Origin of the sequence: Massilia sp. (genome assembly GCF_046293535.1) — a bacterium.
Lineage (GTDB): Bacteria > Pseudomonadota > Gammaproteobacteria > Burkholderiales > Burkholderiaceae_D > Telluria.
On sequence record NZ_JBKBOV010000003.1, the window covers coordinates 80,582 to 107,527 of the forward strand.

General features: G+C 66.4%; 31 protein-coding genes. 10 read left to right on the forward strand and 21 right to left on the reverse strand.

Features of this window, described 5'->3' with window-relative positions:
- The first annotated feature begins 132 nt into the window (after window positions 1–132).
- The 3 genes from argH (at window position 133) to ACK4S9_RS02840 (ending at window position 2,726) form a co-directional block, all read left to right on the forward strand.
- Window positions 133–1,530, forward strand: a complete 1,398-nt coding sequence (gene argH / locus ACK4S9_RS02830) for an argininosuccinate lyase (protein WP_409721143.1) — start codon at window positions 133–135, stop codon at window positions 1,528–1,530.
- A 217-nt stretch (window positions 1,531–1,747) separates the two neighbouring features.
- The gene (locus ACK4S9_RS02835; protein ID WP_409721146.1) at window positions 1,748–2,431 is read left to right on the forward strand and encodes an HAD-IA family hydrolase; all 684 of its coding nucleotides are present in this window, start codon (window positions 1,748–1,750) and stop codon (window positions 2,429–2,431) included.
- 67 nt (window positions 2,432–2,498) lie between these two features.
- Window positions 2,499–2,726 (forward strand): hypothetical protein, encoded by a 228-nt coding sequence (locus ACK4S9_RS02840; protein ID WP_409721149.1) that lies wholly within the window; start codon window positions 2,499–2,501, stop codon window positions 2,724–2,726.
- 3 nt (window positions 2,727–2,729) lie between these two features.
- On the opposite strand, the gene ACK4S9_RS02845 is transcribed toward ACK4S9_RS02840, so the two are convergent.
- The 13 genes from ACK4S9_RS02845 to paaA all read right to left on the reverse strand — a co-directional run bounded on the left by ACK4S9_RS02845 (window position 2,730) and on the right by paaA (window position 15,252).
- Complete coding sequence (locus tag ACK4S9_RS02845) at window positions 2,730–3,194, reverse strand: cupin domain-containing protein (protein WP_409721152.1); 465 nt, start codon at window positions 3,192–3,194, stop codon at window positions 2,730–2,732.
- Window positions 3,195–3,246: 52 nt separating this feature from the next.
- Window positions 3,247–5,298, reverse strand: coding sequence for a phenylacetic acid degradation bifunctional protein PaaZ (gene paaZ, locus ACK4S9_RS02850; RefSeq protein WP_409721155.1), 2,052 nt, complete (start codon window positions 5,296–5,298; stop codon window positions 3,247–3,249).
- Window positions 5,299–5,450: 152 nt separating this feature from the next.
- Window positions 5,451–6,050, reverse strand: a complete 600-nt coding sequence (gene paaY / locus ACK4S9_RS02855; RefSeq protein ID WP_409721158.1) for a phenylacetic acid degradation protein PaaY — start codon at window positions 6,048–6,050, stop codon at window positions 5,451–5,453.
- Window positions 6,051–6,052: 2 nt separating this feature from the next.
- Complete coding sequence (gene pcaF / locus ACK4S9_RS02860) at window positions 6,053–7,255, reverse strand: 3-oxoadipyl-CoA thiolase (protein ID WP_409721161.1); 1,203 nt, start codon at window positions 7,253–7,255, stop codon at window positions 6,053–6,055.
- Window positions 7,256–7,271: 16 nt separating this feature from the next.
- Complete coding sequence (gene paaK, locus ACK4S9_RS02865) at window positions 7,272–8,585, reverse strand: phenylacetate--CoA ligase PaaK (RefSeq protein ID WP_409721163.1); 1,314 nt, start codon at window positions 8,583–8,585, stop codon at window positions 7,272–7,274.
- 30 nt (window positions 8,586–8,615) lie between these two features.
- The gene (paaI, locus tag ACK4S9_RS02870) at window positions 8,616–9,059 is read right to left on the reverse strand and encodes a hydroxyphenylacetyl-CoA thioesterase PaaI (protein ID WP_409721165.1); all 444 of its coding nucleotides are present in this window, start codon (window positions 9,057–9,059) and stop codon (window positions 8,616–8,618) included.
- Window positions 9,052–10,590, reverse strand: a complete 1,539-nt coding sequence (gene paaH, locus ACK4S9_RS02875; protein ID WP_409721168.1) for a 3-hydroxyacyl-CoA dehydrogenase PaaH — start codon at window positions 10,588–10,590, stop codon at window positions 9,052–9,054. Before paaH ends, paaI begins: the two co-directional genes overlap by 8 nt.
- A gap of 4 nt (window positions 10,591–10,594) precedes the next feature.
- Complete coding sequence (paaG, locus tag ACK4S9_RS02880) at window positions 10,595–11,386, reverse strand: 2-(1,2-epoxy-1,2-dihydrophenyl)acetyl-CoA isomerase PaaG (protein ID WP_409721170.1); 792 nt, start codon at window positions 11,384–11,386, stop codon at window positions 10,595–10,597.
- A gap of 156 nt (window positions 11,387–11,542) precedes the next feature.
- Window positions 11,543–12,619 carry a 1,2-phenylacetyl-CoA epoxidase subunit PaaE gene (gene paaE / locus ACK4S9_RS02885; protein ID WP_409721173.1) on the reverse strand — a complete coding sequence of 359 codons (1,077 nt, stop codon included), beginning with the start codon at window positions 12,617–12,619 and terminating at the stop codon, window positions 11,543–11,545.
- Window position 12,620: 1 nt separating this feature from the next.
- On the reverse strand, window positions 12,621–13,133 hold the full coding sequence (paaD, locus tag ACK4S9_RS02890) for a 1,2-phenylacetyl-CoA epoxidase subunit PaaD (RefSeq protein ID WP_409721176.1): 513 nt from the start codon (window positions 13,131–13,133) through the stop codon (window positions 12,621–12,623).
- On the reverse strand, window positions 13,133–13,885 hold the full coding sequence (gene paaC / locus ACK4S9_RS02895) for a 1,2-phenylacetyl-CoA epoxidase subunit PaaC (protein ID WP_409721179.1): 753 nt from the start codon (window positions 13,883–13,885) through the stop codon (window positions 13,133–13,135). Before paaC ends, paaD begins: the two co-directional genes overlap by 1 nt.
- An 8-nt stretch (window positions 13,886–13,893) precedes the next feature.
- Window positions 13,894–14,178, reverse strand: coding sequence for a 1,2-phenylacetyl-CoA epoxidase subunit PaaB (paaB, locus tag ACK4S9_RS02900; RefSeq protein ID WP_409721183.1), 285 nt, complete (start codon window positions 14,176–14,178; stop codon window positions 13,894–13,896).
- Between the two features lie 84 nt (window positions 14,179–14,262).
- Entirely contained in the window at window positions 14,263–15,252 is a 990-nt protein-coding gene (gene paaA / locus ACK4S9_RS02905; RefSeq protein ID WP_409721185.1) for a 1,2-phenylacetyl-CoA epoxidase subunit PaaA, read from the reverse strand.
- A gap of 91 nt (window positions 15,253–15,343) precedes the next feature.
- Here paaA and paaX point away from each other — a divergent pair, with 91 nt between their 5' ends.
- The 3 genes from paaX to ACK4S9_RS02920 are packed head-to-tail and all read left to right on the forward strand — an operon-like array spanning window position 15,344 to window position 17,699.
- Entirely contained in the window at window positions 15,344–16,261 is a 918-nt protein-coding gene (gene paaX, locus ACK4S9_RS02910; RefSeq protein ID WP_409721188.1) for a phenylacetic acid degradation operon negative regulatory protein PaaX, read from the forward strand.
- A gap of 52 nt (window positions 16,262–16,313) precedes the next feature.
- Window positions 16,314–17,459 carry a M14-type cytosolic carboxypeptidase gene (locus ACK4S9_RS02915; RefSeq protein WP_409721191.1) on the forward strand — a complete coding sequence of 382 codons (1,146 nt, stop codon included), beginning with the start codon at window positions 16,314–16,316 and terminating at the stop codon, window positions 17,457–17,459.
- 3 nt (window positions 17,460–17,462) lie between these two features.
- Window positions 17,463–17,699: a hypothetical protein gene (locus tag ACK4S9_RS02920; RefSeq protein WP_409721193.1), complete on the forward strand. Its 237-nt coding sequence runs from the start codon at window positions 17,463–17,465 to the stop codon at window positions 17,697–17,699.
- A gap of 54 nt (window positions 17,700–17,753) precedes the next feature.
- On the opposite strand, the gene ACK4S9_RS02925 is transcribed toward ACK4S9_RS02920, so the two are convergent.
- The 4 genes from ACK4S9_RS02925 to pmbA are packed head-to-tail and all read right to left on the reverse strand — an operon-like array spanning window position 17,754 to window position 20,769.
- Window positions 17,754–18,170, reverse strand: coding sequence for a DUF1801 domain-containing protein (locus ACK4S9_RS02925; RefSeq protein ID WP_409721195.1), 417 nt, complete (start codon window positions 18,168–18,170; stop codon window positions 17,754–17,756).
- On the reverse strand, window positions 18,163–19,131 hold the full coding sequence (locus tag ACK4S9_RS02930; RefSeq protein WP_409721197.1) for a DUF4214 domain-containing protein: 969 nt from the start codon (window positions 19,129–19,131) through the stop codon (window positions 18,163–18,165). The genes ACK4S9_RS02925 and ACK4S9_RS02930 overlap by 8 nt, the downstream gene beginning before the upstream one ends.
- 16 nt (window positions 19,132–19,147) lie before the next feature.
- Complete coding sequence (locus ACK4S9_RS02935; protein ID WP_409721199.1) at window positions 19,148–19,387, reverse strand: hypothetical protein; 240 nt, start codon at window positions 19,385–19,387, stop codon at window positions 19,148–19,150.
- Window positions 19,388–19,404: 17 nt separating this feature from the next.
- Window positions 19,405–20,769: a metalloprotease PmbA gene (pmbA, locus tag ACK4S9_RS02940; RefSeq protein ID WP_409721201.1), complete on the reverse strand. Its 1,365-nt coding sequence runs from the start codon at window positions 20,767–20,769 to the stop codon at window positions 19,405–19,407.
- Window positions 20,770–20,875: 106 nt separating this feature from the next.
- Here pmbA and yjgA point away from each other — a divergent pair, with 106 nt between their 5' ends.
- Genes yjgA through ACK4S9_RS02955 form a run of 3 tightly spaced genes read left to right on the forward strand, consistent with a single transcriptional unit; the run spans window position 20,876 to window position 22,765 of the window.
- Window positions 20,876–21,475 carry a ribosome biogenesis factor YjgA gene (yjgA, locus tag ACK4S9_RS02945; protein WP_409721204.1) on the forward strand — a complete coding sequence of 200 codons (600 nt, stop codon included), beginning with the start codon at window positions 20,876–20,878 and terminating at the stop codon, window positions 21,473–21,475.
- Window positions 21,453–22,073 (forward strand): molybdopterin adenylyltransferase, encoded by a 621-nt coding sequence (mog, locus tag ACK4S9_RS02950; RefSeq protein ID WP_409721206.1) that lies wholly within the window; start codon window positions 21,453–21,455, stop codon window positions 22,071–22,073. Before yjgA ends, mog begins: the two co-directional genes overlap by 23 nt.
- Before the next feature lie 26 nt (window positions 22,074–22,099).
- The gene (locus ACK4S9_RS02955; protein ID WP_409721208.1) at window positions 22,100–22,765 is read left to right on the forward strand and encodes an alpha/beta hydrolase; all 666 of its coding nucleotides are present in this window, start codon (window positions 22,100–22,102) and stop codon (window positions 22,763–22,765) included.
- Between the two features lie 152 nt (window positions 22,766–22,917).
- Here the strand turns inward: ACK4S9_RS02955 and ACK4S9_RS02960 are convergent, their stop codons facing one another.
- Window positions 22,918–24,243, reverse strand: a complete 1,326-nt coding sequence (locus ACK4S9_RS02960; RefSeq protein WP_409721210.1) for an aspartate aminotransferase family protein — start codon at window positions 24,241–24,243, stop codon at window positions 22,918–22,920.
- Between the two features lie 126 nt (window positions 24,244–24,369).
- On the opposite strand from ACK4S9_RS02960, the gene ACK4S9_RS02965 reads away from it, so the two are divergent.
- Entirely contained in the window at window positions 24,370–24,924 is a 555-nt protein-coding gene (locus ACK4S9_RS02965; protein ID WP_409721212.1) for a carboxymuconolactone decarboxylase family protein, read from the forward strand.
- Window positions 24,925–25,086: 162 nt separating this feature from the next.
- On the opposite strand, the gene ACK4S9_RS02970 is transcribed toward ACK4S9_RS02965, so the two are convergent.
- From ACK4S9_RS02970 to ACK4S9_RS02980, 3 genes are all read right to left on the reverse strand, one after another.
- Window positions 25,087–25,935 carry a fumarylacetoacetate hydrolase family protein gene (locus tag ACK4S9_RS02970; RefSeq protein WP_409721213.1) on the reverse strand — a complete coding sequence of 283 codons (849 nt, stop codon included), beginning with the start codon at window positions 25,933–25,935 and terminating at the stop codon, window positions 25,087–25,089.
- A gap of 81 nt (window positions 25,936–26,016) precedes the next feature.
- Window positions 26,017–26,376, reverse strand: a complete 360-nt coding sequence (locus ACK4S9_RS02975) for a c-type cytochrome (RefSeq protein ID WP_409721215.1) — start codon at window positions 26,374–26,376, stop codon at window positions 26,017–26,019.
- Entirely contained in the window at window positions 26,373–26,939 is a 567-nt protein-coding gene (locus tag ACK4S9_RS02980; protein WP_409721217.1) for a c-type cytochrome, read from the reverse strand. Before ACK4S9_RS02980 ends, ACK4S9_RS02975 begins: the two co-directional genes overlap by 4 nt.
- Between the last annotated feature and the right edge of the window lie 7 nt (window positions 26,940–26,946).

A 26,946-nucleotide genomic window follows, 5' to 3' on the forward strand; every position in this document is an offset into this window, starting at 1 on the left:
GCATCCCCCTTGTTATTGTCATTTGATGAATAGTGAAACCATCATCATGCATTTCCGGGCGCTTGTCATCCACCCTCGGTGGGGGTGTGGCGGGCCAGTTATAATCGTGGGATACCTAACAGGGATCCCACCATGACCGATCAATTCTCCAAGAAAGCCGAAGCCTGGTCCGCGCGCTTCACCGAACCCGTTTCCGACCTCGTCAAGCGCTACACCGCCTCGGTGTTCTTCGACAAGCGCCTGGCGCCCTTCGACATCCAGGGCTCGCTCGCCCACGCCGAGATGCTGGCCGCGCAAGGCATCATCAGTGAACAGGACCGTGCGGAGATCGAGCGCGGCATGGCCCAGATCAAGGGCGAGATCGAGGCCGGCAGCTTCGAGTGGCTGCTCGACCTCGAAGACGTGCACCTGAACATCGAGAAGCGCCTGACCGAACTGGTGGGCGACGCCGGCAAGCGCCTGCATACCGGGCGCTCCCGGAACGACCAGGTGGCGACCGACATCCGCCTGTACGTGCGTGCGGCGATCGACGACATCCTCGGCCTGCTCGCCAGCCTGCGCGGCGCCCTGCTCGACCTGGCCGAACGCCATGCGGACACCATCATGCCGGGCTTCACCCACCTGCAGGTGGCCCAGCCCATCACGTTTGGACACCACATGCTGGCCTACGTCGAGATGTTCGGCCGCGACGCCGAGCGCATGCAGGACGCGCGCCGCCGCGTGAACCGCCTGCCGCTGGGCGCGGCCGCGCTGGCCGGCACCACCTTCCCGATCGACCGCCTGCGCGTGGCGAAAACCCTGGGCTTCGAAGACGTGTGCCACAACTCGCTGGACGCCGTGTCGGACCGCGACTTCGCGATCGAATTCACGGCGGCGGCCGCGCTCATCATGATGCACGTGTCGCGCTTCTCGGAAGAGCTGGTCATGTGGATGAGTCCGCGCATCGGCTTCATCGACATCGCCGACCGCTTCTGCACCGGCTCGTCGATCATGCCGCAGAAGAAGAACCCGGACGTGCCGGAACTGGCGCGCGGCAAGACCGGTCGCGTCTACGGCCACCTGAACGGCCTCCTGACCCTGATGAAAGGCCAGCCGCTGGCCTACAACAAGGACAACCAGGAAGACAAGGAGCCGCTATTCGACACCATCGACACCCTCACCGACACGCTGCGCATCTTCGCCGACATGGCGGGCGGCATCACCGTCAAGGCCGAGAACATGCGCGCCGCGGCGCTGCAGGGCTACGCCACCGCCACCGACCTGGCCGACTACCTGGTCAAGAAGGGCCTGCCCTTCCGCGACGCGCACGAAGCCGTGGCGCATGCGGTGCGCGCCTGCGACATCGCCAAGTGTGACCTGTCGGAGATGTCGCTGGAGCAGCTGCGCGAGTTCTCGCCGCTGATCGAGCAGGACGTGTTCGCGGTGCTGACGCTGGAAGGCTCGGTGGCGGCGCGTGACCACGTGGGCGGCACGGCGCCGAACCAGGTGCGGGCGGCGATCGCGCGCGTGCGCAAGCAGCTGGAAGAATGATGTTGCAGGGTGGCCGGCCATGCCGGCCGCGCGTTCAACCAGCGCGAGAACAGACGTAATATCTGCTCCCCCGGGATGTGAACGCGCGGACGGCGAAGCCGTCCACCCTACTTCCCTCGGCAATACGCTCCAGCGCCGTCCAGGCGTCAAGGCAGGCGTAGCCTTCAGGGATTTTGCGCTATGCTGGACGGTCCGATTCCACAACGAGCATGCATCCGTGAGCCCGACCAACCCTTCCGTCCTGCCTTCGCGCGAATACGCCGCCTTCCTGTTCGACATGGACGGCACCATCCTGACCTCGATCAAGTCCGCCGAGCGGGTCTGGAGCGCATGGGCGCTCCGGCATGGACTCGACCCGGTGAGCTTCGTGCCGACCGTGCACGGCAAACGCACCGAGGACACCATCCGCCACCTCGGCCTGCCCGGCGTCGATCCGGTAGCGGAGGCGCTCGGCATCGCACTGGCGGAAATCGAGGACGTGGGCGACATCGAGGAAATCGCCGGCGTGGGCCGCTTCCTGGCCAGCCTGCCGACGGAGCGCTGGGCCATCGTCACCTCGGCCTCGCGCGCACTGGCGACGGCGCGCATCGCGGCGGCCGGCCTGCCCCTGCCGCCCCTGCTGGTGTCGGCCGACGACGTCAAGCGCGGCAAGCCCCACCCCGATCCTTTCCTGCTGGGCGCGCAGAAACTGGGCGTGGCGCCGCAGGATTGCCTGGTGTTCGAGGATACGACGATCGGCCTGGCCGCCGCGGAAAGCGCGGGCATGGACAGCATTGTCGTGACCGCTACGCACACGCATCCGGTCGAGACGCGCTCGGCTCCGGTGGCGGATTACATGGACCTCGTTGCTGTGCGTACAGAAAGTGGGCTGCTGAAGGTGCGGCGCAAGATCGGCCACTGAGCTGCCGCTTGTCCTGGGGCGATCGATACCCACATTACAGGTATCACGACAACCAGTGGAGGTGCGCATGCACCGCTATCGCAACACGAGCGGCGAATCCGGCGTGGTCGCCTACGACATCGACACCGACTCGATCATCATCCAATTCACCGGCGGCGACCGCTATCTGTATACCGAGCGCAGCGCCGGGGCAGAGAACATTGCCCGGATGCAGGAACTAGCGCGCGAGGGGCGTGGGCTGTCTACTTTTGTGAGCCAGCACATCCGCAGCCGCTACGCGCGCAAACTGAACTAGGCCTCAGCCGCGCGGCGGATAGGGCGTGCCGTCCTTGTGTGAATAGGTATCGGTGGCGCCGTCATAGTGCAGGTCAATGTCGGGATAGGTCGCCGAATCGCCCGGGACACGCGAGCCGACGCACAGGAACACGCCCTGTCCCCAACTGCGGTTGACCAGGTGGTGCCCGTTCGGCTTTCCTGCCGGGAAGGCCGCGCAGTCGCCTGCGCGCATCAGGGTCTCGCCTTCGTCGGTCACCAGCACCAGTTCCCCCGACACCACCATCACGAATTCGTCCTCGTGCGAGTGCCAGTGGCGCTGCGAGGACGCCGCGCCCGGCTGCAGCTCGACAAGATTGACGCCGAACTGGGTCAGGCCGCCGGCGTCGCCGAGGGCCTGCTTGCTACGTCCGTCCACCAGCTCGGCAAAAGGCTCGGGATAGCCCGTGCCTTTCAGTACGGGAATGCTGCTCAGGTCCAGTCTCGACATGTGAAGGTCTCCATGCTTGCTTGCCGCGGCGACGGGACCATCCCGGCCGCGCTCAGCCGCGCTTTTGTACCAGCGTCAGGATATCGTAACTCGCCACGAGTTCGTCGTGTTGATTCGTCACCTGGACGTCCCAGGCCACCACGCCCTGGCCGCGCCCCTGCTCGTCGGTACGGTTGCGGTCGACCTTGCGCTTGCAGGTCAGCCTTGCGCGGATGGTGTCGCCGATCGCCACCGGCGCCACGAAGCGCAGGTTGTCCAGGCCGTAGTTGGCCAGCACCGGGCCCGGGGCCGGCGACACGAACAGGCCGGCCGCCGCCGACAGCACGAAGTAGCCGTGGGCGATGCGCTTGCCGAACTGGGTGTCCTTGGCCGCGATCTCGTCGAAGTGCATGTAGAAGTAGTCGCCCGAGACGCCGCCGAAGTTGACGATGTCCGCTTCGCTCACGGTGCGGCGGTGGGTCAGCAGCGAGTGGCCGACCTCCAGGTCTTCGAACCAGCGGCGGAACGGGTGGACTTCCGTTTCCTTGACCGCGCCGCCACGCACGTATTCGCCGGTGACGGCGCCCAGCATGGTCGGCGAGCCCTGCACCGCGGCGCGCTGCAGGAAGTGCTTGACGGCGCGGATGCCGCCCAGTTCCTCGCCGCCGCCGGCGCGGCCCGGGCCGCCATGCTTGAGCTGCGGCAGCGGCGAGCCGTGGCCGGTGGAATCCACGGCCGATTCGCGCTCGAGGATGTGCACGCGGCCGTGCGAGGCGGCGGCCACCGGCACCGCATGGGCGGCGATGGCCGGGTCCTTGGTCACGAGCGTCGTCACCAGGCTGCCCTTGCCGCGTGCAGCCAAGTGCAAGGCTTCGTCGATGTCGCGGTAGGTCATCAGCGTGCTGACCGGGCCGAAGGCCTCGACGTCGTGCACGTCCTCGTTATCCATCGCGTTACGGCACAGCAGCAGGGTCGGCGCGAAGAAGGCGCCGTTCGCGCAACCTTCACCTACCGGATTGAAACCGTCGCGGGCGCTATACAAAACTTCATTGCCGCGCGCCAGCATCTCGACGCGTTCGGACACGTCGCGGTGCTGGTCCATCGAGGCCAGCGCCCCCATGCGCACGCCCTCGACCTTCGGGTTGCCGACGGTGATCTTGGCCAGGCGCTCGCGCAGGCGGCTGCCTACCGCCTCGGCATGCTGCTCGGGCACGATGACGCGGCGGATCGCGGTGCACTTCTGGCCGGCCTTGCCGGTCATCTCGCGCGCGACTTCCTTCACGAACAGGTCGAACTCCGGATCGTCCGGGCTGACGTCCGGCGCCAGGATGGCGCAGTTGAGCGAGTCGGCTTCGGCCGTGAACGGGACCGATGCGCGGATCAGGTTCTGGTTGGCCTTCAGCTTGGCGGCGGTGTCGGCCGAGCCGGTGAAGGTGACGGCATCGAAACCGCCCAGGCGATCCAGCAGGTCGCCGGTCGAGCCGATGACCAGCTGCAGCGCGCCTTCCGGCAGCAGGCCGGAGTCCATCATCATCCGGACGGTGGCGTGGGTCAGGTAGCTGGTGGCGGTGGCCGGCTTGACGATGCAGGGCATCGCGGCCAGGAAGCTCGGCGCGAATTTTTCCAGCATGCCCCAGATCGGGAAGTTGAAGGCATTGATGTGCACCGCCAGGCCGCCGCGCGGCACCAGGATGTGGGTGCCGGCGAAGCCGCCGCGCTTGCCCAGGGCGATCGCCGGTCCTTCGTGCAGAACATTCGAAGAAGGCAGCTCGCGCGAGCCCATGCTGGCGTAGGCGAACAGGGTGCCGATGCCGCCTTCGACGTCGACCCAGCTGTCGGGGCGGGTAGCGCCGGTCAGGTGCGAGATTTCGTACAGCTCTTCCTTGCGCTCCATCATGTAGAGGGCCAGGGCCTTCAGGCGCTGGGCGCGCTTCTGGAAGTCGAGCCCCATCAGCGCCGGGATGCCGGTCTTGCGGCCGTAAGTGACGGCTTCGTCGAAGTCGATTTTCTCGGCGTGGGTGTGATAGATCAGCTGGTTGTCCAGCGCGCTGTGCAGCGGGGTATGCGCCTCAAGGCCATGCCAGCGTCCGGCGATCAGGCTTTGCAGGGTTGCGATGTTGCCCATTTGTTTGTCTCCGTTCAGTTATCTCTTCCCACCAACGTCATTCCCGCGCAGGCGGGAATCCAGGTTCATGTAGCGCTGACGCGAAACATGCTTGCACTACGCATGCAAAATTGGGTTCCCGCCTTCGCGGGAACGACGGAATGGCGGCGCAATCAAGCTTTCGGTTTATGCATCCCGTCAGGCGCGAACTCGATGCGTCTGCGGTCCGCTTCCACTTCCGTCAAGGCCTCGACCTCGCGCATGGTCTGCAGCGAGCGTAGGTTCAGTTCGTGATACTGGCGCGTGCCGAAACTCTTCCACTTCACGTCGTCGTCAGTGAGCTCGCGCATGACCTTGGCCGGCGTGCCCATCACCATGCTGCGCGGCGGAATGATCATCCCCGCCTTCACGAAACTCATCGCGGCCACGATCGACTCTTCGCCCACGACCGCCTTGTCCATCACCACCGCATTCATGCCCACCATGGCATTGCGCCGGATGCGGCAGCCGTGCAGCACCGCGCCATGGCCGATGTGGCCGTCGACCTCGACCACCGTGTCCTCGCCCGGGAAGCCGTGCATCACGCAGGTGTCCTGCAGGTTGGCGCCCTCTTCCAGGATCAGGCGCCCGAAGTCGCCGCGCAGCGAGGCCAGCGGGCCGATGTAGCAGCGCGGGCCGACGATCACGTCGCCGATCAGGACGGCGCTCGGGTGCACGTAGGCGGTGGGATGGACCACCGGCCGTACGCCGTCGATCTCGTACACCTTGACCATGCCTACACCCGCTCGACGATCAGGGCGATGCCCTGGCCCACGCCGATGCACATGGTGCACAGCGCATAGCGGCCCTTGGTGCGGTGCAGCTGGTTGACCGCGGTGGTCACCAGGCGCGCGCCGGAGGCGCCCAGCGGATGGCCGAGGGCGATCGCGCCGCCGTTCGGGTTCACGTGGGCCGCGTCGTCGGGCAGGCCGAGGTCGCGCATCACGGCCAGGCCCTGCGCGGCGAAGGCTTCGTTCAACTCGATCACGTCCATCTGGTCGAGGCGCAGGCCGGTCTGCGCCAGCAGTTTCTTCACGGCCGGCGACGGACCGAAGCCCATGATGCGCGGCGCCAGGCCGGCGGTGGCCATGCCCACCACGCGCGCGCGCGGCACCAGGCCGTTGCGCACCGCGGTCGTTTCCGAGGCCAGCAGCAGCGCGCAGGCGCCGTCGTTCAGGCTCGAGGCATTGCCGGCGCTGACCGTCCCGTCGGGCTTCACCACGCCCTTCAGCTTGGCCAGCGCTTCCATGCTGGTCTCGCGCGGCTGCTCGTCGGTGTCGAACACGCGCGACTCGCCTTTCTTGCCATGGATCGTCACAGGGACGATCTCGTCCCTGAAGAAACCCTCGGCATGGGCACGCGCCCAGCGCTGCTGGCTGCGCAGCGCGAACGCATCCTGGTCCTGGCGGTTGATGTTGAATTCCACCGCCACGTTCTCCGCCGTTTCCGGCATCGAGTCGATGCCGTAGTTCGCCTTCATGAGCGGATTGACGAAGCGCCAGCCGAGGGTGGTGTCCTCGATTTTTGCCGCGCGCGAGAAGGCGCTGTCGGCCTTGGCCATGACGAAGGGCGCGCGGGTCATGCTCTCGACGCCGCCGGCGATGATCAGGCTCGCCTCGCCGGCGCGGATCGCACGCGCGGCGGTGCCGACCGCGTCCATGCCGGAGCCGCACAGGCGGTTGATGGTATTGGCCGGTACCGCTGAGGGCAGTCCGGCCAGCAGCGCGGCCATGCGGCCGACGTTGCGGTTGTCCTCGCCGGCCTGGTTGGCGCAGCCGTAGAACAGGTCGTCCACCGCGCCCCAGTCCACGTCCTTGTTGCGGGCGATGAGCGCGGCGATGGGCAGCGCGCCCAGGTCGTCGGCGCGCACGCTCGACAGCGAGCCGCCGTAGCGGCCGAAGGGGGTGCGGATGGCGTCGCAGATGAATGCGTCAGTCATGGTGTCTCCTCGGGTTCTAGTTTTTTGGACGCTTGTCGACCACGCGCCTGGCCTTGCCGGTCAGCGTACGCTCGATCCCGCCGGGCGGGTTCAGGGTGACGCGCGTGCTCACGCCCACATGGGTCTTGATGCAGTGCTGGAGTTCCCGGCTGAGCAGCTCGACGTCGCTCGAAGAGAGCGACGCGTCGCGCAGCTCGCCCAGCACTTCCAGCGTGTCGAGGTGGCCGTCGCGCGCCACCACCAGCTGGTATTGCGGCGCCAGCGCCGGCATCTTCAGGATGATTTCTTCGATCTGGCTCGGGAACACGTTCACGCCCCGGATGATCAGCATGTCGTCCGAGCGGCCGGTGATGCGGCCCATGCGGCGCATCGCGCGCGAGGTCGGCGGCAACAGGCGCGTCAGGTCGCGCGTGCGGTAGCGGATGATCGGCAGCGCTTCCTTGGAGAGCGAGGTGAACACCAGTTCGCCCTCCGCGCCGTCGGGCAGCACTTCGCCGGTGTCCGGGTCGATGATCTCGGGGTAGAAATGGTCTTCCCAGATGACAGGACCGTCCTTGCTCTCGATGCATTCGCTGGCCACGCCCGGGCCCATCACTTCCGACAGGCCGTAGATGTCGACCGCGTCGATGCCGGCGCGGGCCTCGATTTCGCGGCGCATGGCGTCGGTCCAGGGCTCGGCGCCGAAGATGCCGACCTTCAGGGAGGACGTGGCCGGATCGATCCCCTGGCGCGTGAATTCCTCGACGATGTTCAGCATGTAGGAAGGCGTGACCATGATGATCGAAGGCTTGAAGTCCTGGATCAGCTGCACCTGCTTTTCGGTCTGCCCGCCGGACATCGGGATCACCGTGCAGCCGAGCTTCTCGGCGCCGTAGTGGGCGCCCAGGCCGCCGGTGAACAGGCCGTAGCCGTAGGAGATGTGGACCATGTCGCCGGCACGGCCGCCGGCCGCGCGGATCGAGCGCGCCACCACGCCGGCCCAGGTGTCGATGTCGCGCCGGGTGTAGCCGACCACGGTCGCCTTGCCGGTAATGCCGCTCGAGGCGTGGATGCGCACCACCTGTTCGCGCGGCACGGCGAACAGGCCGAAGGGGTAGTTGTCGCGCAGGGTCTTCTTGTCGGTGAACGGGAACTTGGCGAGGTCGCCCAGGGACTTCAGGTCGCTGGGGTGCACGCCGGCCGCGTCGAACGCGGCGCGGTAGTGCGGCACGTTCTCGTAGGCGTGGTGCAGCGACCACTTCAGGCGCTCCAGCTGCAGGGCCTGCAGTTCGTCGCGGCTGGCGCGCTCGATCGGTTCCAGTTCTTCTGCAACCGGGTTACGTTGGACCATCTCGACCTCCTCGTCGTCTTGCGAAAAACCTCAAACCTCTGCCACCATGCCGCTGACGCGGTGCGACTTGCCGCGAAACAGCGCCACGGTGCGCCCGTCCTGGTTGGTGACCTTGATGTCGTACACGCCGGTCTTGCCCTGCAGGGCCTGCTCGACCGCCTCGGCCACCAGCAGGTCGCCCTCAAAGCCCGGCGCCAGGTAATCGATGCTGCAGCCGGCGCCCACGGTATTGAAGTTGTGCGAGTTGCAGGCAAAGGCGAAGGCGCTGTCGGCCAGCATGAAGATGTAGCCGCCGTGGCAGGTGGCGTGCCCGTTGAGCATGTCGGCGCGCACGCGCATCGACATGCGCGCGTAGCCGGGGCGGATCTCGTCGAGCAGCATGCCCAGGGCCTGGCTGGCCGGGTCGCGCTCGTACATGGTCTTGCCGGCCAGTTCGGCCAGGGCTTGTGGCTCCACGTTCCGATCGCTATGCATGGAACTTCGCTCCGTGCGGATTGGCGGCGATCTTCCGGCGCAGCAGCGGCGAAACGCGGTAGCGGTCTTCGCCATAGCTTGCGGCGAGGTTGGTCAGCACTGCCACGACGTGCTCCAGCCCGACGCTGTCGGCCCACGCCAGCGGACCGCGCGGATAGTTGACGCCTTTTTGCATCGCGATGTCGACGGCCTGCGCACTGCACACGCCCTGGTTGACGGCATCGGCGGCCTCGTTGGCCAGCATGGCGACGGTGCGCATCACGGCCATCCCGGGCACGTCGTCCAGGCGCGTGACGGCAAAGCCGGCGGCCTGGAACATGCCGACGACGGCGTTGTAGGCTTCAGTGCCGCACTGGTCGGCTTTAGCCAGCGCGATGCGGGTGGCGCCGGCCGCGTCCAGCAGCAGGTCGTAGACGACGGTGTCGTCATGCCAGCTCTCGGCGGCACGCTCGGTGGCGCTGCGGCCGTCGGTGAGATAGACCGCCGCGCCGTTGCAGACGAAGCCGGGGGACGCGTCCAGGGTTTCCTCGCGCGGCAGCGCGTAGCCGGCAGCGGCGAGGCGCGCCGCCAGCGCCGCGATCGCGTCGGATTCATTGCCGACGATCGACACCGATTCCGGCTTCGCCTGCGGCGCCTCCAGCTGCACCGCAGGCTTCTCGACGCCCTCGCCGTAGCGGTAGAAGCCGCGCCCGGTCTTGCGGCCCAGGAAGCCGGCATTGACCAGTTCCTGCTGCAGGATCGAGGGCGTGAAGCGCGGGTCGCCGAAGTAGGCGTTATAAACGGAATTCGTGACCGAGAAGTTGACGTCGTGGCCGATCAGGTCCATCAGCTCGAAGGGGCCCATGCGAAAACCGCCGCAGTCGCGCAGCACGGCGTCGATGGTGGCCGGCTCGGCGGCCTGCTCGAGCAGCAGGCGCAGCGCTTCGGCGTAGTAGGGACGGGCGACACGGTTGACGATGAAGCCCGGCGTCGACTTGGCGTGCACCGGATTCTTGCCCCAGGCTTCGGCGGTGGCGTAGGTGGTGTCTGCTGCCGCCTTGTCGGTGGCGACGCCGCTGATGACTTCGACCAGCGCCATCAGGGGCACCGGATTGAAGAAGTGCATGCCGACCACGCGTTCCGGGCGGCGCAGCTTTGCCGCGATGGCGGTGACGGAGATCGACGAGGTGTTGGTGGCCAGGATGCAGCTATCCGCCACGATGCCTTCCAGCTCGGAGAACAGGGCGCGCTTGGCGTCCAGGTTCTCGACGATGGCTTCGACCACCAGGGCCGCCCCGCCCGCCTCCTGCAGGCTGCCGATGCGCGTCAGGCGCGCGCGGGCCTGGTCGGCCTGGCCCGCTTCCATGCGGCCCTTCTCGACCAGCCTGGCGTAGGTCTTGCCGATGTCCGCGATGGCCTTGTCGGCGGCGTCCGGGCGGGTGTCGTACAGCAGGACCTGGTGGCCGGCGCTGGCCGCCACCTGGGCGATGCCGCTGCCCATGGCGCCGCTGCCGATGACGGCGACGATGGCGTCTTTCGGGAGTGCTTGCATGGTCTTACTCTCCCTTGAAGTGCGCCGGGCGCTTGGCGATGAAGGCGGCGACGCCTTCGCGGTAGTCATGGCTGTAGCCGAGTTCGCGCATCATCTCGCCTTCCAGCTTGAGCTGTTCCGGCAGGGTGTTCGACCAGCTGGCCTGCAGGGCTTTCTTGGTGAAGGCCAGACCCTTGGTGGGCGCGGCGGCGAAGTGCTCGGCCATGGCCATGGCCTGGTCCATCAGGGCTTCGTCCGGCACGCAGGCCCAGATCAGGCCCCACTGCTCGGCTTTCTCGGCGCTGAGTTTCTCGCCCAGCATGGCCAGGCCCGCGGCGCGCGCCGGGCCGATCAGGCGCGGCAGGTGCCAGGTGCCGCCGGTGTCGGGGATCAGGCCCAGCTTGCAGAAGGCTTCGATGAAGCTGGCCGATTTGGCGGCCAGCACGATGTCGCAGGCCAGCGCCAGGTTGGCGCCGGCGCCGGCGGCCACGCCGTTGACGGCGCAGATGACCGGCATCGGCAGCGACTTCAGGGTCAGCACCAGGGGAGCGTAGAACTTCTCGACCGATTCGCCGAGGTCGACGCCGGGGGCGCCCGGCGCCACGGCGCGGTCCTGCAGGTCCTGGCCGGCGCAGAAGCCGCGGCCGGCGCCGGTGAGGACCAGCACGCGCACGGATTTGTCGGCCTGGAGTGTATCCAGGGCGTCGCGCACTTCGAGGTGCATGGCCTGCGTGAAGCTGTTCAGGCGGTCGGGGCGGTTCAGGGTCAGGAGGGCGATGCCGTTCTCGATCTTGAACTGGATGGATTCGTAGGTCATGCTTGTCTCCAATTTTTATTGTTGCCTATGCTCCGTCATTCCCGCGAAGGCGGGTATCCAAGTTCGGTAATTCGCTACGAACGTCAAATTGGGTTCCGGCCTTCGCCGGAACGACGGTCTTTGGGCTGGTGGTACAAATTTGCCTTGCGGCTGCGCTTACTCGGCGATGTCGAAGTCGACCACGACCTTGTCGGTGATCGGGAAGCTCTGGCAGCTGAGCACGAAGCCGCGCGCCACTTCGTAGTCTTCGAGCGCGTAGTTCACGTCCATCTCCACCTGCCCGTCGAGCACCTTGCAGCGGCAGGTCGAGCACACGCCGCCCTTGCACGAATAGCGCATGTCGATGCCCGCGCGCAGGCCGGCGTCCAGCAAGGACTCCTTGTCCTTGTCCATCGTGAAGCTGGCCGCGTTGCCGTCCATGATGACGGTGACTTCGGTGTGGTGCTGCTGCCCTGCTTCGATTTTGCGCGGCTTGTGCTCGTGCTTCGGGATGCTGGCGGCGAACAGCTCGATGCGGATCTTTTCCTTTGCCAGCCCGGCCGCCTGCAGCGAACGCGACACGCCGTGCATCATGTCTTCCGGCCCGCAGATGAAGGCGACGTCGATGTCCTTGATATCGATCCAGTGGCGCAGGAACAGGCCGCACTTTTCTTCGGTGATGCGGCCGTTGAAGAGTTCGATGTCCTGCTGCTCGCGGCTCATCACATACACCAGCTTGAGCCGGTCCATGTAGGTGTCCTTGAGGTCGGTCAGCTCATCGCGGAAGATCACGCTCGACGAGGCGCGGTTGCCGTAGACGATGGTGAAGCGGCTCTTCGGCTCGGCCTGCAGGGTCGTCTTCACGATCGACAGGATCGGCGTGATGCCGCTGCCGGCGGCGAAGGCCAGGTAGTGGCGTGCACTGCCTGGGTCGAGCGGTACGTTGAAGTGGCCCATCGGCGGCATCACCTCCAGGGTGGCGCCCGGTTTCAGGTGTTCGTTGGCCCAGCTCGAGAACTGGCCGCCGGCCACCCGCTTGATCGCCACGCGTAAGCTCTCGTCCTGCACCGCCGAGCAGATCGAGTAGGAGCGGCGCACGTCCTCGCCGTCGATCATCGCGCGCAGGGTCAGGTGCTGGCCCTGCTGGTAGGCGAATTGGGCTTTCAGTTCCGCGGGGACGTCGAAGGTGACGGCGATGGCGTCGCGGGTCTCCTGCTTCACCTTCGCCACGGTCAATGGATAGAATTTGCTCATCTTAGTGACACTTGAAATAGTCGAAAGGCTCGCGGCAATCGAGGCACTTGTACAGCGCCTTGCAGGGCGTCGAGCCGAACTCGCTGGTCAGCTGGGTATGCGGCGAGCCGCAGTGCGGGCATGCCACCTCGGGCGCGGCGCGACGGCGGATGCCGGCGTGCAGGCCGCTGATGTCGATCGCCTGCTGTACTGGCGGCGCGATGCCGTAGCCCTTCAGGGCGGCCTTGCCGGCTTCGCTCATCCAGTCGGTGGTCCAGGCGGGCGCCAGGCGGCTGACGATGCGCACATCCTCCAGACCGTGCGCCTGCAGCGCTTCCTTCACCGCGTCCGCAATCACCCCCATCGCCGGGCATCCCGAGTAGGTCGGCGTGATCGTCACCACGCAGGTGTCGCCATCGAAAGCGACGTCGCGCACGATGCCGAGGTCCACCACCGAGATGACCGGGATCTCCGGATCGGCGACCTCGCCGAGCCAGCTCCACACCTGCTCCAGGCTGACGCCCACCGCGCTCATTACCACTGCGCTCCCGGATAGGCGCGCTGCAGGAACTGCATCTCGGCCAGGATGTAGCCCAGGCGCTCGCTGTGCCGGCCCTGCTTGCCGCCGCGCTGCATCCAGGCTTGCGGCGATGGCATGGCGAGCGTCGCTTCCGCGAAGACTTCCGCCATGTGGTCGAGGCAGCTCTTGCGCAGCGGTTCAACCGCCGGAGCCACGCCCTGCGCCACCATCGCATCGTCGACGGCGTCGTAGAGGAACATCTCGCCGCTGTACATCCACAGCTCGTCCAGCGCCGCCTGCATCTTGGCGTGGCTGACATCGGTGCCGTCGCCGAGGCGCACTACCAGGTCGCCCGAACGGCGCAGGTGGTAGGTGACTTCCTTGATCGACTTCTGCGCGATCTCGGCGATGCGCGCATCGTTTGACCTGGTCAGGCCGTCCATCAGGAAGTAGTGCCAGGTATCGAACAGGAACTGGCGCATCATGACCTCGGCGTAGCTGCCGTTCGGCTGCTCGACCAGCAGGCAGTTGCGGTAGTCGTGGGCGTCGCGCAGGAAGGCCAGGCGGTCTTCGTCGCGGCCCTTGCCTTCCAGCTCGCCGGCATAGCTCAGCCACATGCGGGTCTGGCCCAGCAGGTCGAGCGCGACGTTCGACAGCGCCATGTCTTCTTCCAGCGCCGGGCCCTTGCCGCACAGCTGGCACAGCTGCTGCGACAGGATCAGGGCGTTGTCGCCTTGACGAAGCAGATACTCGATCTTTGCGTCCACGGCGGTACTCACAGGTTCTTGACTTCTTCCGGCATCGGGAAGAAGGTCGGGTGGCGGTAGACCTTGCTGTTGGCCGGTTCGAACAGGGCTTCCTTGTCGTTCGGGCTGCTGGCCACGATGTCCTGGGCGCGCGCGACCCAGATGGACACGCCTTCGTTGCGGCGGGTGTAGACGTCGCGCGCGTTGTTGATCGCCATCTCGGCGTCAGGCGCGTGCAGGCTGCCGACGTGCTTGTGGGCCAGGCCGTGCTGGCTGCGGATGAAGACTTCCCACAGGGGCCATTCTTTGCTCATCTTGTATCTCCGTAATTCTTGTGCGGCCATGCGTAAGCTGGTTGAACGCGTGGGCGGGAGACCCGCCCACCCTACGAAAGGCGATTATGCGGCTGCTTTGCGCGCGGCTTTTTTCTCGGCGTGGGCGACCAGCGCGTCGCGGAACCATTCGCCGTCTTCATACGCTTTCACGCGGGTTCGCAGGCGCTCGCGGTTGCAGGGGCCGTTGCCCTTCAGGACGTTGTGGAACTCGCTCCAGTCGATCTCGCCGAAGTCGTAGTGGCCGCGTTCCTCGTTCCATTTCAGGTCGGGGTCGGGAATGCTCAAGCCCAGGTACTCGGCCTGCGGCACGGTCTGGTCGACCATGCGCTGGCGCAGTTCGTCGTTGGAGAACAGCTTGATGCGCCAGGCGCTCGACTGCGCGCTGTTCACCGACTCGGCGTCCGACGGACCGAACATCATCAAGGACGGCCACCACCAGCGGTTCAGCGCATCCTGGGCCATCGCCCTCTGCTCGGGCGTGCCCTTGCACAGGGCCATCATGATGTCGTAGCCCTGGCGCGCGTGGAAGGACTCTTCCTTGCAGACGCGGATCATGGCGCGCGCGTACGGGCCGTACGAGCAGCGGCACAGCGGAATCTGGTTGATGATGGCCGAGCCGTCCACCAGCCAGCCGATGGCGCCCATGTCGGCCCACGTCAAGGTCGGGTAGTTGAAGATGCTCGAGTATTTTGCCTTGCCCGAGTGCAGTGCCTGCAGCAGCTCGTCGCGCGACACGCCCAGCGTCTCGGCGGCGCTGTACAGGTACAGGCCGTGGCCGGCCTCGTCTTGGATCTTGGCCAACAGCACCGACTTGCGCTGCAGGGTCGGCGCGCGCGTGACCCAGTTGCCTTCCGGCAGCTGGCCGACGATCTCGCTGTGCGCGTGCTGCGAGATCTGGCGGATCAGGGTTTTACGATACGCCTCGGGCATCCAGTCCTTCGGCTCGATCTTGATGCCGGCGTCGATGCGCGCCTGGAACGCCGCTTCCTCAGCGCTCATGTCTTCCTCGGTTCGGACTTTCTTGAGTCCGGTCTCCACCATTTGTGCGTACATGCTGGTCTCCGTTGCGAACTTCTTCAATCCATAATACGATACAAAAAATCGGATGTACACCAAAATTTTGAATCATATTGAGGCATTATCAATGACACAACTCACCAGCGGGGAGTGGATAGACCGTTTCCTGACGAACGACCCGCCGCGCCATAAATCGCTGGTAATGACCCTGTGCGGCGACGCCATCGCTCCGCACGGCGGTGCCTTCTGGCTGGGCAGCATGATCGAACTCCTGGGCCCGCTGGGCGTGTCGGAGCGGCTGGTGCGCACCAGCGTGTTCCGCCTGGTGCAGGAGGGCTGGCTGACCGCCAGCCGCGAGGGCCGGCGCAGCCGCTATGCGCTCGAACCGAAGGCCCTGCCGCGCTTCGAGCGCGCCAACCGCCGCATCTATTCGCCGCCGGGACTGGACTGGGATGGCCGCTGGACCTTCGTGCTGGCCTCCAACGGCAGCATCGACGGCGACCTGCGCGCGCTGCTGCGCAAGGAGCTGGCCTGGGAAGGCTTCGCGATGCTGGCCAGCGGCGTGATGACCCACCCGGCGCCGGATCGCGACACCCTGCGCGAGATCCTGGCGCGCGCCGGCGCGGACGGCAAGGTGTTCGTGTGCGATGCGGCCGAACTGCCCGGCGTCGGCGCGCGTCCGCTGCCCGAACTGGTGGGCGACGCCTGGGACCTGTCGGGCGTGGTGGCCGGCTACCGCGGTTTCATCGACGGCTTCGCACAGCTAGCGGACTTGGACGCGGACATCGCCCCGCAGGACGCGTTCGCCATTCGTACGCTGCTGATCCACGCCTACCGCCGCGTGCAGCTGCACGACCCGATGCTGCCGCTCGGCCTGTTGCCCGCCCCGTGGCCGGGCAGCGACGCCTATGAACTGGCCAAGCGCATCTACCGCCATATCTATGCGCGGGCCGAGGAACACATCATGACGATGCTGCGCAAGGAAGACGCATCCACGCCGGAAGCGGACCAGGACTTCCATGACCGATTCGGCGGTCTCGCCTGATTCGTGCAGTATTATTAGCGTTTTACCCAACACCGATAATCCAGGACACACCATGTCTATCAAGATCAGCAGCCAGTTCGACGCTGGCGCCATCGAAGTCGTCAACGCCACAAGCGCCAGCGCCATCGACCTGAACATCCGCAAGGATTCGCACGCCGACATCGTGCAATGGTTCTACTTCCGCCTGCAAGGCGCGCAAGGCCAGGCCTGCACCATCCGCCTGCTGAATGCGGGCCAGGCCGCCTATCCGGCCGGCTGGGAAGGCTACCAGGCGATGGCGAGCTACGACCGCGTCAACTGGTTCCGCGTGCCGACTTCCTACGACGGCAAGGTGCTGAGCATCGAGCACACCCCGGGCATGGACAGCGTCTACTACGCCTACTTCGAGCCTTATTCGTGGGAGCGCCACCTGGAGCTGCTCGACCGCGCCCAGATGTCCGAGCACGTGCGCATGCTGGACCTCGGCTCCACCATCGACGGCCGCGACCTGAACATGCTGGTGATCGGCGAACCCTCGCCTGAAAAGAAAAAGGTCTGGGTGATCGCACGCCAGCACCCGGGCGAAACCATGGCCGAGTGGTTCGTCGAAGGCATGCTCGACGCCCTGCTCGACCCGGCCCACCCGTTCGGGCGCCAGCTGCTGAAGGAATCGGTGTTCTACGTGGTGCCGAACATGAACCCGGACGGCTCGGTGCGCGGCAACCTGCGCACCAACGCGGCCGGCGCCAACCTGAATCGCGAGTGGATGAACCCGTCGATGGAGCGCAGCCCGGAAGTCTTCCTGGTGCTCAAGAAGATGCACGAGACCGGCGTCGACCTGTGCCTGGACGTGCACGGCGACGAGGGCCTGCCCTACGTGTTCGTGGCCGGCAGCGAATCGCTCCCGACCTGGACCGAGGCCCAGGCCGCGCAGCAGCAGCGCTTCATCGAGGACTTCAAGATCGCCAGCCCGGACTTCCAGGACGTGCACGGCTACGGCAAGACCCCGTTCACCGACGAAACGCTCACCATGGGCTCCTCGCACATCACCCACGCCTTCGGCTGCCTGTCCCTGACCCTGGAACTGCCGTTCAAGGACAACGCCAACGATCCGGACCCGCAGGTGGGCTGGGACGGCGCCCGCAGCGCGCGCCTGGGCGCGGCGGTGCTGCAGCCGGTGCTGAACGCGGTGCGCGCGCTGCGTGCCAGCCAGGAGTAAGCAATGAGCATCTTCTCCGCCCCCGTGTTCGACGCCACCGTCGTGTTCGAAGGCCAGGAGCTGTTCAAGGGCCGCGGCGCGGCCCAGACCTGGGCCGAGAAAGTGGCGAAGGAGCTCGAAGTCGAGGTGACGGTCGAGAAGATCGGCACCGGCTGGGCGCTCAAGGCCGTGGTCGATGGCGAGCCGGTTACCTGGGGCATCTACGGGCAGCGCCTGAGCCGCATCGAGCAGGCCGGCTGAGCGTCGCCAGCCTCGGCAAAGCCCACCCGACCATGCGGTCCGGTGGGCTTTTTATCAGCCGTAGCGCGCCCGGGTCGCGGCGACGGCCTCGGCCACCAACTGCTCCAGCACGCGCGCGTCGACGTCCTCCAGCCGGCGCACGTAGAGGCAGGCCTTGCCCATCTTGTGCCGGCCCAGGCGCTCGCGCAGCGCGTCCGTCGGCGGCAGCTCGCAGGACAGGTAGATGCTGATGTCGCCCGTGCGCGACGAGAAGCCGGCGAGCGGGGCGTCGCCTTCGCGGCCGCTGGCGTACTTGTAGTGGTAGCTGTCGAATCCGACGATGCTGCCGCCCCACATGACGGGAGGCGCTCCCGTCACCCTGCTCATCATCGCCACGATCGCTTCGCAGTCCTGGCGGCGCGCGGCGTCGGGAATCGCATCGAGGTAGGCGCGCACGCTGGCGTCATTGGCCGTGGTCTTGCTCTCAGCCATAGGGGGTGTAGGCAAAGCCGTTGGCGATGATCGCCGCCGAGCCGTTGATGTTTTCCGGACTCTCGCTGATCCCGGCCAGCACGTCGGCGCGCGCCACGCCGCTGTCGAGTTTCTGCACCCAGAAGTCCAGGCCCGCCTGCTCCGGCGCGCGGTCGAGGATGTTGGTGTAGTAGCGCGTGACCAGCTCGCGGTGCGATAGGGCTGAACCCGCAGCGGAACCATATGCGTCGCGGTATTCCTGCGAGTCGATGAAGCCCTGCGCCACCGCCGCCACCGACACGCCCGCATCGAGCTTGCCGATCCAGAAGCCGACGCCCGCCGCATCCGGCGTGCGGTTGAAGGCGGCCTCGTACAGGCGGTAGGCGCGGCCGCCCGTTTCGCCGGCGCCGACGTCGAGCGCCACGTTGGTGTCGGCAAAGACCAGGCGCTCGATGCCCTCCAGGCTGTCCGTGCCTTCCGCGCCGGTGCTGTCGGCCACCGTGAAGCCGCTGGTCGTGCGGGTGACGGCGTAGGCGGCGCGGCTACCCGCGTACAGGGCGAAATCGAAGCCGGCGCCGCCCGAGATCCAGTCGTCCCCGCCGCCGCCGCGGATGCGGTCGTTGCCGCCGAAGCCCATCAGGCCGTCGGCGCCAGCGCTGCCCTCGATTGTATCGTCGCCGGCCAGGAAAGGCTCGTACAGGCCGCGCAGGTCGCCCTTGCGCTCGACGTAGGGCGCCAGCAGGATGGCGGCATGGTCGAGTCCGCTGATGGTGTAGACCAGCGCATCCTTGATGGAAAAGGAGGTGCTGGCGATTCTGCCGCTCAGGCTGCTGTCCGAGGCCAGCGGAAAATCGCCGAGGAAGGTCTGGCGGTTGGTAGTGTCCGCGATCGAGATGCGGTTGGAGTTGGTTTCCCGCAGCATCCAGGTCCAGGCCTGGGCGCTGCGGAAATCGAAGGCTTGCGACAGGTCGACCTTGGCCATGGCGCCTCCGCTTTTCTTAGAGTTCCACGCCCAGGTGCTTGTGGACCCAGGCATTGGCGTCCTCGAGCGCGTCGAAATGCAGGGTGGCGATGGTGGTCTTGTCGGGCGCCAGGAAGCTCACGTAGGCCTTGCGCGCCTCGTTGCCCGAACTGAGCAGGTCGGACGGCTGCGACAGCTCGACGGTGGCCACGAGGTCGAGGTTGAGCAGGACGCTCTTCTGGCTGTTTTCCTTGTCGATGCGAACGAACTTGCTCATATTCTTCTCCGGTTATATCAACTGCCGGCAACAACCATCTTCTCGATCAGGATCGAACCAGTCGATTTGTTGCCGCGTGCCAGCACATCGTTGCCGATCGCCACGATTTGCTGGAACATCTCGCGCATATTGCCCGCGATGGTGATCTCTTCCACCGGATACTGGATCACGCCGTTCTCGACCCAATAGCCGGACGCGCCGCGCGAATAGTCGCCGGTGACGTAGTTGACGCCCTGGCCCATCAGTTCCGTGACCAGGAGGCCCGTGCCCATCTTGCGCAGCATGCCTTCGAAGTCGTCGGCGCGGCGGGTTCCCGTCGAGACGATGTCGAGGTTGTGCGAGCCGCCGGCATTGCCCGTGGTCTGCATGCCCAGCTTGCGCGCCGAGTACGAGGACAGGAAGTAGCCCTGCAATACCCCATTCTCCACCACCTTGCGGCGGGTGGTGCGCACGCCTTCCTCGTCGAAGGGCGCGGAGCCGACCGCGCCGATCAGGTGCGGGTCTTCGACGATGCTGATGTGTTCGGGAAAGACCTGCTTGCCCAGCGAATCGAGCAGGAAGCTCGACTTGCGGTACAGCGCGCCGCCCGAGACGGCCTGCACGAAGGCGCCGAGCAGGCCGGCGGCCAGCGGCGCCTCGAACAGCACCGGGCAGGTGCGGGTGTCCAGCTTGCGCGCGTTCAGGCGTGCCAGCGCGCGCTCGGCGGCGTAGCGGCCCACCGCTTCCGGCCTGGCCAGCTTCATGGGGTCGCGCGCCGAGGTATACCAGTCGTCGCGCTGCATCTTGTTGCCCTTGCCGGCGATGGGCGCGACCGAAATCGTGTGGCGCGAGAACGGATAGCCGCCGATGAAGCCGCGCGAATTGGCGCCGACGAAATGCGACTGCTGCACGTAGACGCTGGCGCCTTCGCTGTTGCTGATGCGCGGGTCGACTTCGAAAGCCGCGTTCTCGCAGCGCTGGGCGAGTTCGACCGCTTCCTCGGTACTGATCTGCCAGGGGTAGAACAGGCGCAGGTCGCGCGGGTTCGTTTCCAGCAGCTCGGCGTCGGGCAGGCCGGCGCAGTCGTCTTCGGCGGTGAAGCGGGCGATGTTCCAGGCCGCTTCCACGGTGTCCTTCAGGGACTTGGTGGAGAAGTCGGAGGTGTTGGCATTGCCGCGCCGCTGGCCGTAGTAGACGGTGACGCCGATGCCCTTGTCCTTGTTCTGCTCGATGGTCTCGATCTTGCCTTTACGCACGGAAACCGACAGGCCGCTGCCTTCGCTGATTTCGACCGATGCATCGGTGGCGCCCTGCTCTTTCGCGAAAGCCAGCACGTCGCGGGCGAGCTGTTTCAGCTGGTCCTGGGTATGGGTAAACGTAGAAGTGATCGCGGAGTCGTTCATATCGTGTTTTCGTAGCTCGCCCTAAAACAGTTATCATAGCAGCCGTTTACTATTTTCACTGACCGGCTCTACGCCAATCGGATCGATCCGGGTCAATCCATAGATCATGCCTAATCCAAACCGCGGCTCCGTGGGCTTCCAGTCCAACGAGTTCGAGCAAGAATACGAACGTCCCTCCAAGTCCGAAGCCAAGCGCCAGTCGAACGAGCTGCAAAAGCTCGGCGAACAGCTGGTCGAGGCGCCGCGCGACCGCGTCAAGCGCGTCGAGATGCCGGAAGACGTCAAGGAAGCCATCCTCACCTGCCAGACCATCACCAACCACGAAGGCCGCCGCCGCGCCCTGCAATTCGTGGGCAAGAAGATGCGCACCCTGGACGAGGAAGAAGTCGAGGTGATCAAGCGCACCATCGAGGGCTGGAAAGGCGCCTCGAAGGCCGAGACCGCCGCGCTGCACGCCCTCGAGCGCCGCCGCGAAAAGCTCCTTGGCGACGACAAGGCCCTGACCCAGCTGCTGGAAGAGAACCCGGAACTGGACGCGCAGCACCTGCGCACCCTGATCCGCAACGCGCGCAAGGAACAGGCGGAGAACAAGCCGCCCAAGGCCTACCGCGAGATCTTCCAGATCCTGAAGGATCTGGGCAAGAAGCAGAAGCAGGCCGCGGACACCGAGGAAGAAGCCGGCGATGACGAATCCGACGACGAGTGAGCAGGCGCTGGTGATCGGCCTGGTGTCGGTCTCGGACCGCGCCAGCGGCGGCGTCTATGAGGACAAGGGCATCCCGGCCTTGCACGAGTGGCTGGCGCAGGCGATCACCACGCCGTTTCGCGTCGAAACCCGCCTGATCCCCGACGAGCGCGCCGAGATCGAGCGCACCCTGGTCGACCTGGTCGACAACGCGCGCTGCCACCTGGTGCTCACCACCGGCGGCACCGGCCCGGCGCGCCGCGACGTGACGCCCGAGGCGACGCTGGCCGTGGCCACCAAGGAGATGCCCGGCTTCGGCGAGCAGATGCGCCAGATCAGCCTGCGCTTCGTGCCGACCGCGATCCTGTCGCGCCAGACCGCGGTGATCCGCGAGACGCTCGATCACGCGGCCCTGATCATGAACCTGCCGGGCCAGCCCAAGTCGATCAAGGAAACGCTCGAAGGCCTGAAGGACGATGCCGGCAACACGGTCGTCGGCGGGATCTTTGCCGCCGTCCCCTACTGCATCGACCTCATCAAGGGACCCTACATCGAAACCAACCCGGCAATCAGCAAGACCTTCCGCCCGAAGTCGGCGCTGCGTCCCCCTGCTGCCTGAACCGCATTGTCATTCCCAAGGAACCCATGGAACTGCTGCAAAACATCGAGATCGAAACCGCGCCCAACCCGCAAGTGGCGGTCATCTGGCTGCACGGCCTGGGCGCCGACGGCAACGACTTCGTGCCGCTCGTGAACGAGCTGGATCTTTCCGGCCTGCCGGGCATTCGTTTCGTTTTCCCGCATGCGAAGACCATGCCGGTGACGATCAACGGCGGCTACGTGATGCGCGCCTGGTACGACATCACCGGCGCCGAGCTGACCCGCCGCGAGGACGAAGGCGGCCTGCGCGCCTCGCAGCGCGACGTGGAAGCCCTGATCGCGCGCGAAAAGGCGCGCGGCATCCCGGCCTCGCGCATTATCCTGGCCGGCTTCTCGCAAGGCTGCGCGATGACCCTGCAGACCGGCATGCGCCATCCGGAGAAGCTGGCGGGCATGCTGTGCCTGTCGGGCTACCTGCCGCTGGCCAACGTGGTCATCAATGAACGCACCGAGGAAAGCCTGGCCACGCCGATCTTCATGGCCCACGGCACCCACGACAACGTGGTGCCCTTCGCGCGTGCGCGCGAGTCGAAGGAGGTGCTGGTGTCGCTCGGTTACCAGGTCGAGTGGCACGAGTACACCATGCAGCACTCGCTGTGCCTGGAAGAGGTGCAGGATATTTCGAAGTGGATTCGAAAAGTGATCGCGTAGGGGTGATCTGGTCCAGTGGACCAGATCACGCTTTGCCGAACGCGCGTTCAAATCACGCTTGAACAGTCGATACCACTGATCTTGCACTAGTTGAACGCGCGGACGGCATCTACGCTCTCGATCGTTCAAATTGCAGGGTGGAGCCGTCCACCCTACTGCTTCAACGCGGCCTCCACCGCATCGGCCAGCCGCGACACGATCTCCGACAGATCCGCCGCCGTCGCAATGAAGGGCGGCGCCAGCAGCACGTGGTCGCCGTACTGCCCGTCGATCGTCCCGCCCATCGGGTAGACCATCAGCCCGTTCTCCATCGCCTTGGCCTTGATCGCCGCGTGCAGCTTGCGCTCCGGCGCGAAGGGTGCCTTGGTGACGCGGTCCTGCACGAACTCCAGCGCCAGGAACATGCCGCGCCCGCGGATGTCGCCCACGTGCTCATGGGTGCCGAACACGTCGCCCAGCATGCGCCGCAGCGTGGCCCCGCGGCTGCGCACCCGCCCGAGGAGGTCGTCGCGCTCGATCACCTTCTGAACTTCCAGCGCCGCCGCCGCGGCCACCGGATGCCCGATGTAGGTGTGCCCGTGCTGGAACATGCCGCTGCCGCTGCGCAGGCAGTCGATGATGGTCTGGTGCGCCAGCACCGCGCCGATCGGCTGGTAGCCCGCGCCCAGTCCCTTGGCGATCGCGATAATGTCCGGCGCCACGCCGTCCTGCTCGATCGCGTACATGGTGCCGGTGCGGCCCATCCCGCACATCACCTCGTCGGCGATGAACAGGATGCGGTAGCGGTCGCAGATGTCGCGCACGCCCCGGAAGTAGCCCGGCGTTGGTGGGATCGCGCCGCCGGTGGCGCCCACCACCGGCTCGGCGACGAAAGCGATGATGTTCTCGGGGCCGGCCTTGAGGATGTTGGTCTCCAGCTCGTCGAGCAGGCCGGCGGTGTAGTCGTCCACGCTCTGGTGGGCGGCGCGGCCGCGGTATTCGTAGCAGGCGCTCACCCGTACGGTGTCCATCAGCAGCGGCGCGAAGGCCTTGCGGCGCCACTCGTTGCCGCCCACCGCCAGCGCGCCCAGGGTGTTGCCGTGGTAGCTCTGGCGCCGCGCCATGAACAGGTGGCGCTGCGGCTCGCCCGCCTCCACCCAGTACTGGCGCGCCAGCTTGAGCGCCGTCTCCATCGCTTCCGAGCCGCCCGAGACCAGATAGACGCCGCCGATGTCCTGCGGCGCCCCGGCAATCAGGCGGTCGGCCAGCTCCTCGGCCGCGTCGGTGGTGAAGAAGGCGGTGTGGGCATAGGCGCAGCGGTCGATCTGGCGGTGCATGGCGGCGATCACGTCCGGGTGGCCGTGGCCCAGCGAGGACACGGCGGCCCCGCCGCTGGCGTCGATGTAGATGCGCCCGGCCTTGTCGCGCATGCGGATACCGTCGGCGGACACCGCGGTCGGCGGCACCTGGCGCAGGTTGCGGTGGAGGATATGGCTCATTGCGGCTCCTTGGTCAGAACAAGAGTTTGACAATAAGCGTGCCCGGCGCCGGTTCTTTTGATTTTCGACGGACGCTGTGCAATTATTTTCCAATTACAACACGCTTTTCTCGCCAGCTTCCACGCCATGACCGACCGACTCGGACCGATTGCGCTCGCGGACATGACCCCGGACCAGCGCGCCGCGGCGCAGGCCATCGTCGACGGGCCGCGCGGGGCGGTGTACGGCCCCTTCGTGCCGCTGCTGCGCAGTCCGGAGCTGATGGAATACGCCCAGCGCATGGGCGAGTACCTGCGCTACCGCAGCGCGATCGGGGTGCGGCTGTCGGAGCTGGCGATCCTGGTCACGGCGCGCCAGTGGAACCAGCAGGTCGAATGGGCGATCCACGCGCCGATCGCGGCCCAGGTGGGCATCCCGGCCTCGGTGATCCATGCGATCGCCGAGCGGCGCAGACCAGGCGACATGCTGGTGGACGAAGCGGTGGTGCACGACTTCTGTGTCGAGCTGCACGAGGGGAAATCGGTGTCGGACCGGGTGTATGCCGACGCGCTCGCGCTGTTCGGCGAGCACGGCGTGGTCGATCTCATGGGGATCAACGGGTATTACACCTTCCTGGCCATGGTGATGAACACGGCCAGGACGGCGGTGCCGGCAGGCTGCGAGGCGCGCTTGCCGGACTAGCGTTTTGGCGCTGGTGGCTGCGGCACGAACTTGGGTCCCGGCCTGCGCCGGGACGACGTTGTTCTAGTTCGCTGGAATCCGAATCCGTTAAAGCCACAGGCCCAAAAAACCGTCATCCCGGCGAAGGCCGGGATCCAATTGCAGGCATACCGCCGGCTTCAATTACTTAGGAAACGCCACCACTTCCTGTTGCTGCTCTCCCAGGCCGGCGATGCCGAGACGGAGCTTGTCGCCCTTCTTCAGGAAACGCTGCGGCGAACGCCCCATGCCCACACCCGGCGGCGTGCCGGTGGTGATGATGTCGCCTGGTTCCAGCGTCATGAAGCGCGACACGTAGCTGACGATTTGCGCCACCGTGAAGATCATGTTCGCCGTATTCCCGGTCTGCATGCGCTTGCCGTTCAGTTCCAGGTAGAGGTCCAGGTCCTGCACGTCGTAGATTTCGTCGCGCGTCACCAGGAAGGGGCCGACCGGACCGAAGGTGTCGCAGCCCTTGCCCTTGTCCCACTGCGAGCCCATCTCGAACTGGTAGGCGCGCTCGGACACGTCGTTGACCACGCAGTAGCCGGCCACGTACTTGAGCGCCTCGTCTTCGCTCACGTACTGCGCGCGGGCGCCGATCACCACGCCCAGTTCGACTTCCCAGTCGGTCTTCTTCGAGCCCTTGGGCAGCTGGACCGGGTCGTCCGGGCCGGACAGGCTGCTGATCGCCTTGTTGAAGAAGATCGGCTCCTTCGGCACCTCGGCGCCCGTCTCGGCGGCGTGGTCGGCATAGTTCATGCCGATGCCGATGAACTTGCCGACGCCCTTGACCGGCACGCCCAGACGCGGATTGCCGCGCACCAGCGGCAGCGTCTTCCAGTCGATCTTCGCCAACTTGCGCAGCGCCTTGTCCGAGAGCTGCGACGCGTCGATGTCGTCGATGATCCCGGACAGGTCGCGCAAGCGGCCCTCTTCGTCGAACAGGCCCGGCTTTTCCTTGCCCGGGCGGCCATAGCGCACCAATCTCATTCTTGTCTTCCTTGTATATCAAACGCCGAACACGCCCAGCATGGGCCTGCGGGCGATGATACCAAGGATCGGGCAGCCAGGTTATTGGCTGAGCAGATAGGCGCTGATGTCGAGCGCATCACGTTCGCTCACGCCCATGTTCGGCATGGCGGTATTCGGGTCGATCGATTGCGGATCGCGGATCCAGCGCACCAGGCCGGCCTGGTCGTTCGGCACCGATCCCGCCAGCACCTTGCGCTCGGCCATGCCTTCGAGCGGCCGGCCGACATAGACCTTCGAGCCGGGCACGCCGGGGATCATATGGCAGGCCTGGCAGGCGTACTGCGTCACGGCGATCTTGCCGCGCTCCGGGTCGCCCTGCACGCCGACCGGCGGCCGCTTGGGCGAGCAGGCGGCCAGGCCCGCCAGCACCAGCACTGCCGCAATGCGCAGGAAGCTCATTTCGCGCCTCCCTGCGCCAGCGCCTGTGCGCCGGGCTGCGCCATGCTGGCGCGGAAATCCTGCGCGCGCATCGCCGGCATGGCCGTCACGAAGGCCACCACCGCCCAGATCTCGTTCTCGCCCAGGTGGTATTCCCAGGCCGGCATGCCGCTCATCTTGATGCCGTGCTTCGTGATCCAGTACAGCTCGCGCGCTTCCCAGTGCTGGGTGGCGTCCATGAGCGGCCCCGGAATCGGCTGCATGCTCATGCCGATGGTGGACTGGGCCACGCCCGGGCCGCCATGGCATTGCAGGCATTTGTCGCGGTAGACCGCGGCGCCGAGGCGCAGTTGCTGCTCGCCCCCGAGGCGCGGCACCCGCACGTCGCGCGCATGGTGGCGCACCGAATTCGCCATGCCCTCCTCCAGCACCCGGTACACGAAGGGGAAATGCTGGGCGGTGGCGCCGATGTTGTACCAGCCGCCGTATAGCACCGCGAGGCCGGCCGCACCCGCGGCGGCGGCGGCCGCGAGCAGCGTCAATGCAGCGGTCTTCACGATCAGCCGTTGGCGGTTGGAGAGCATGTCAAAG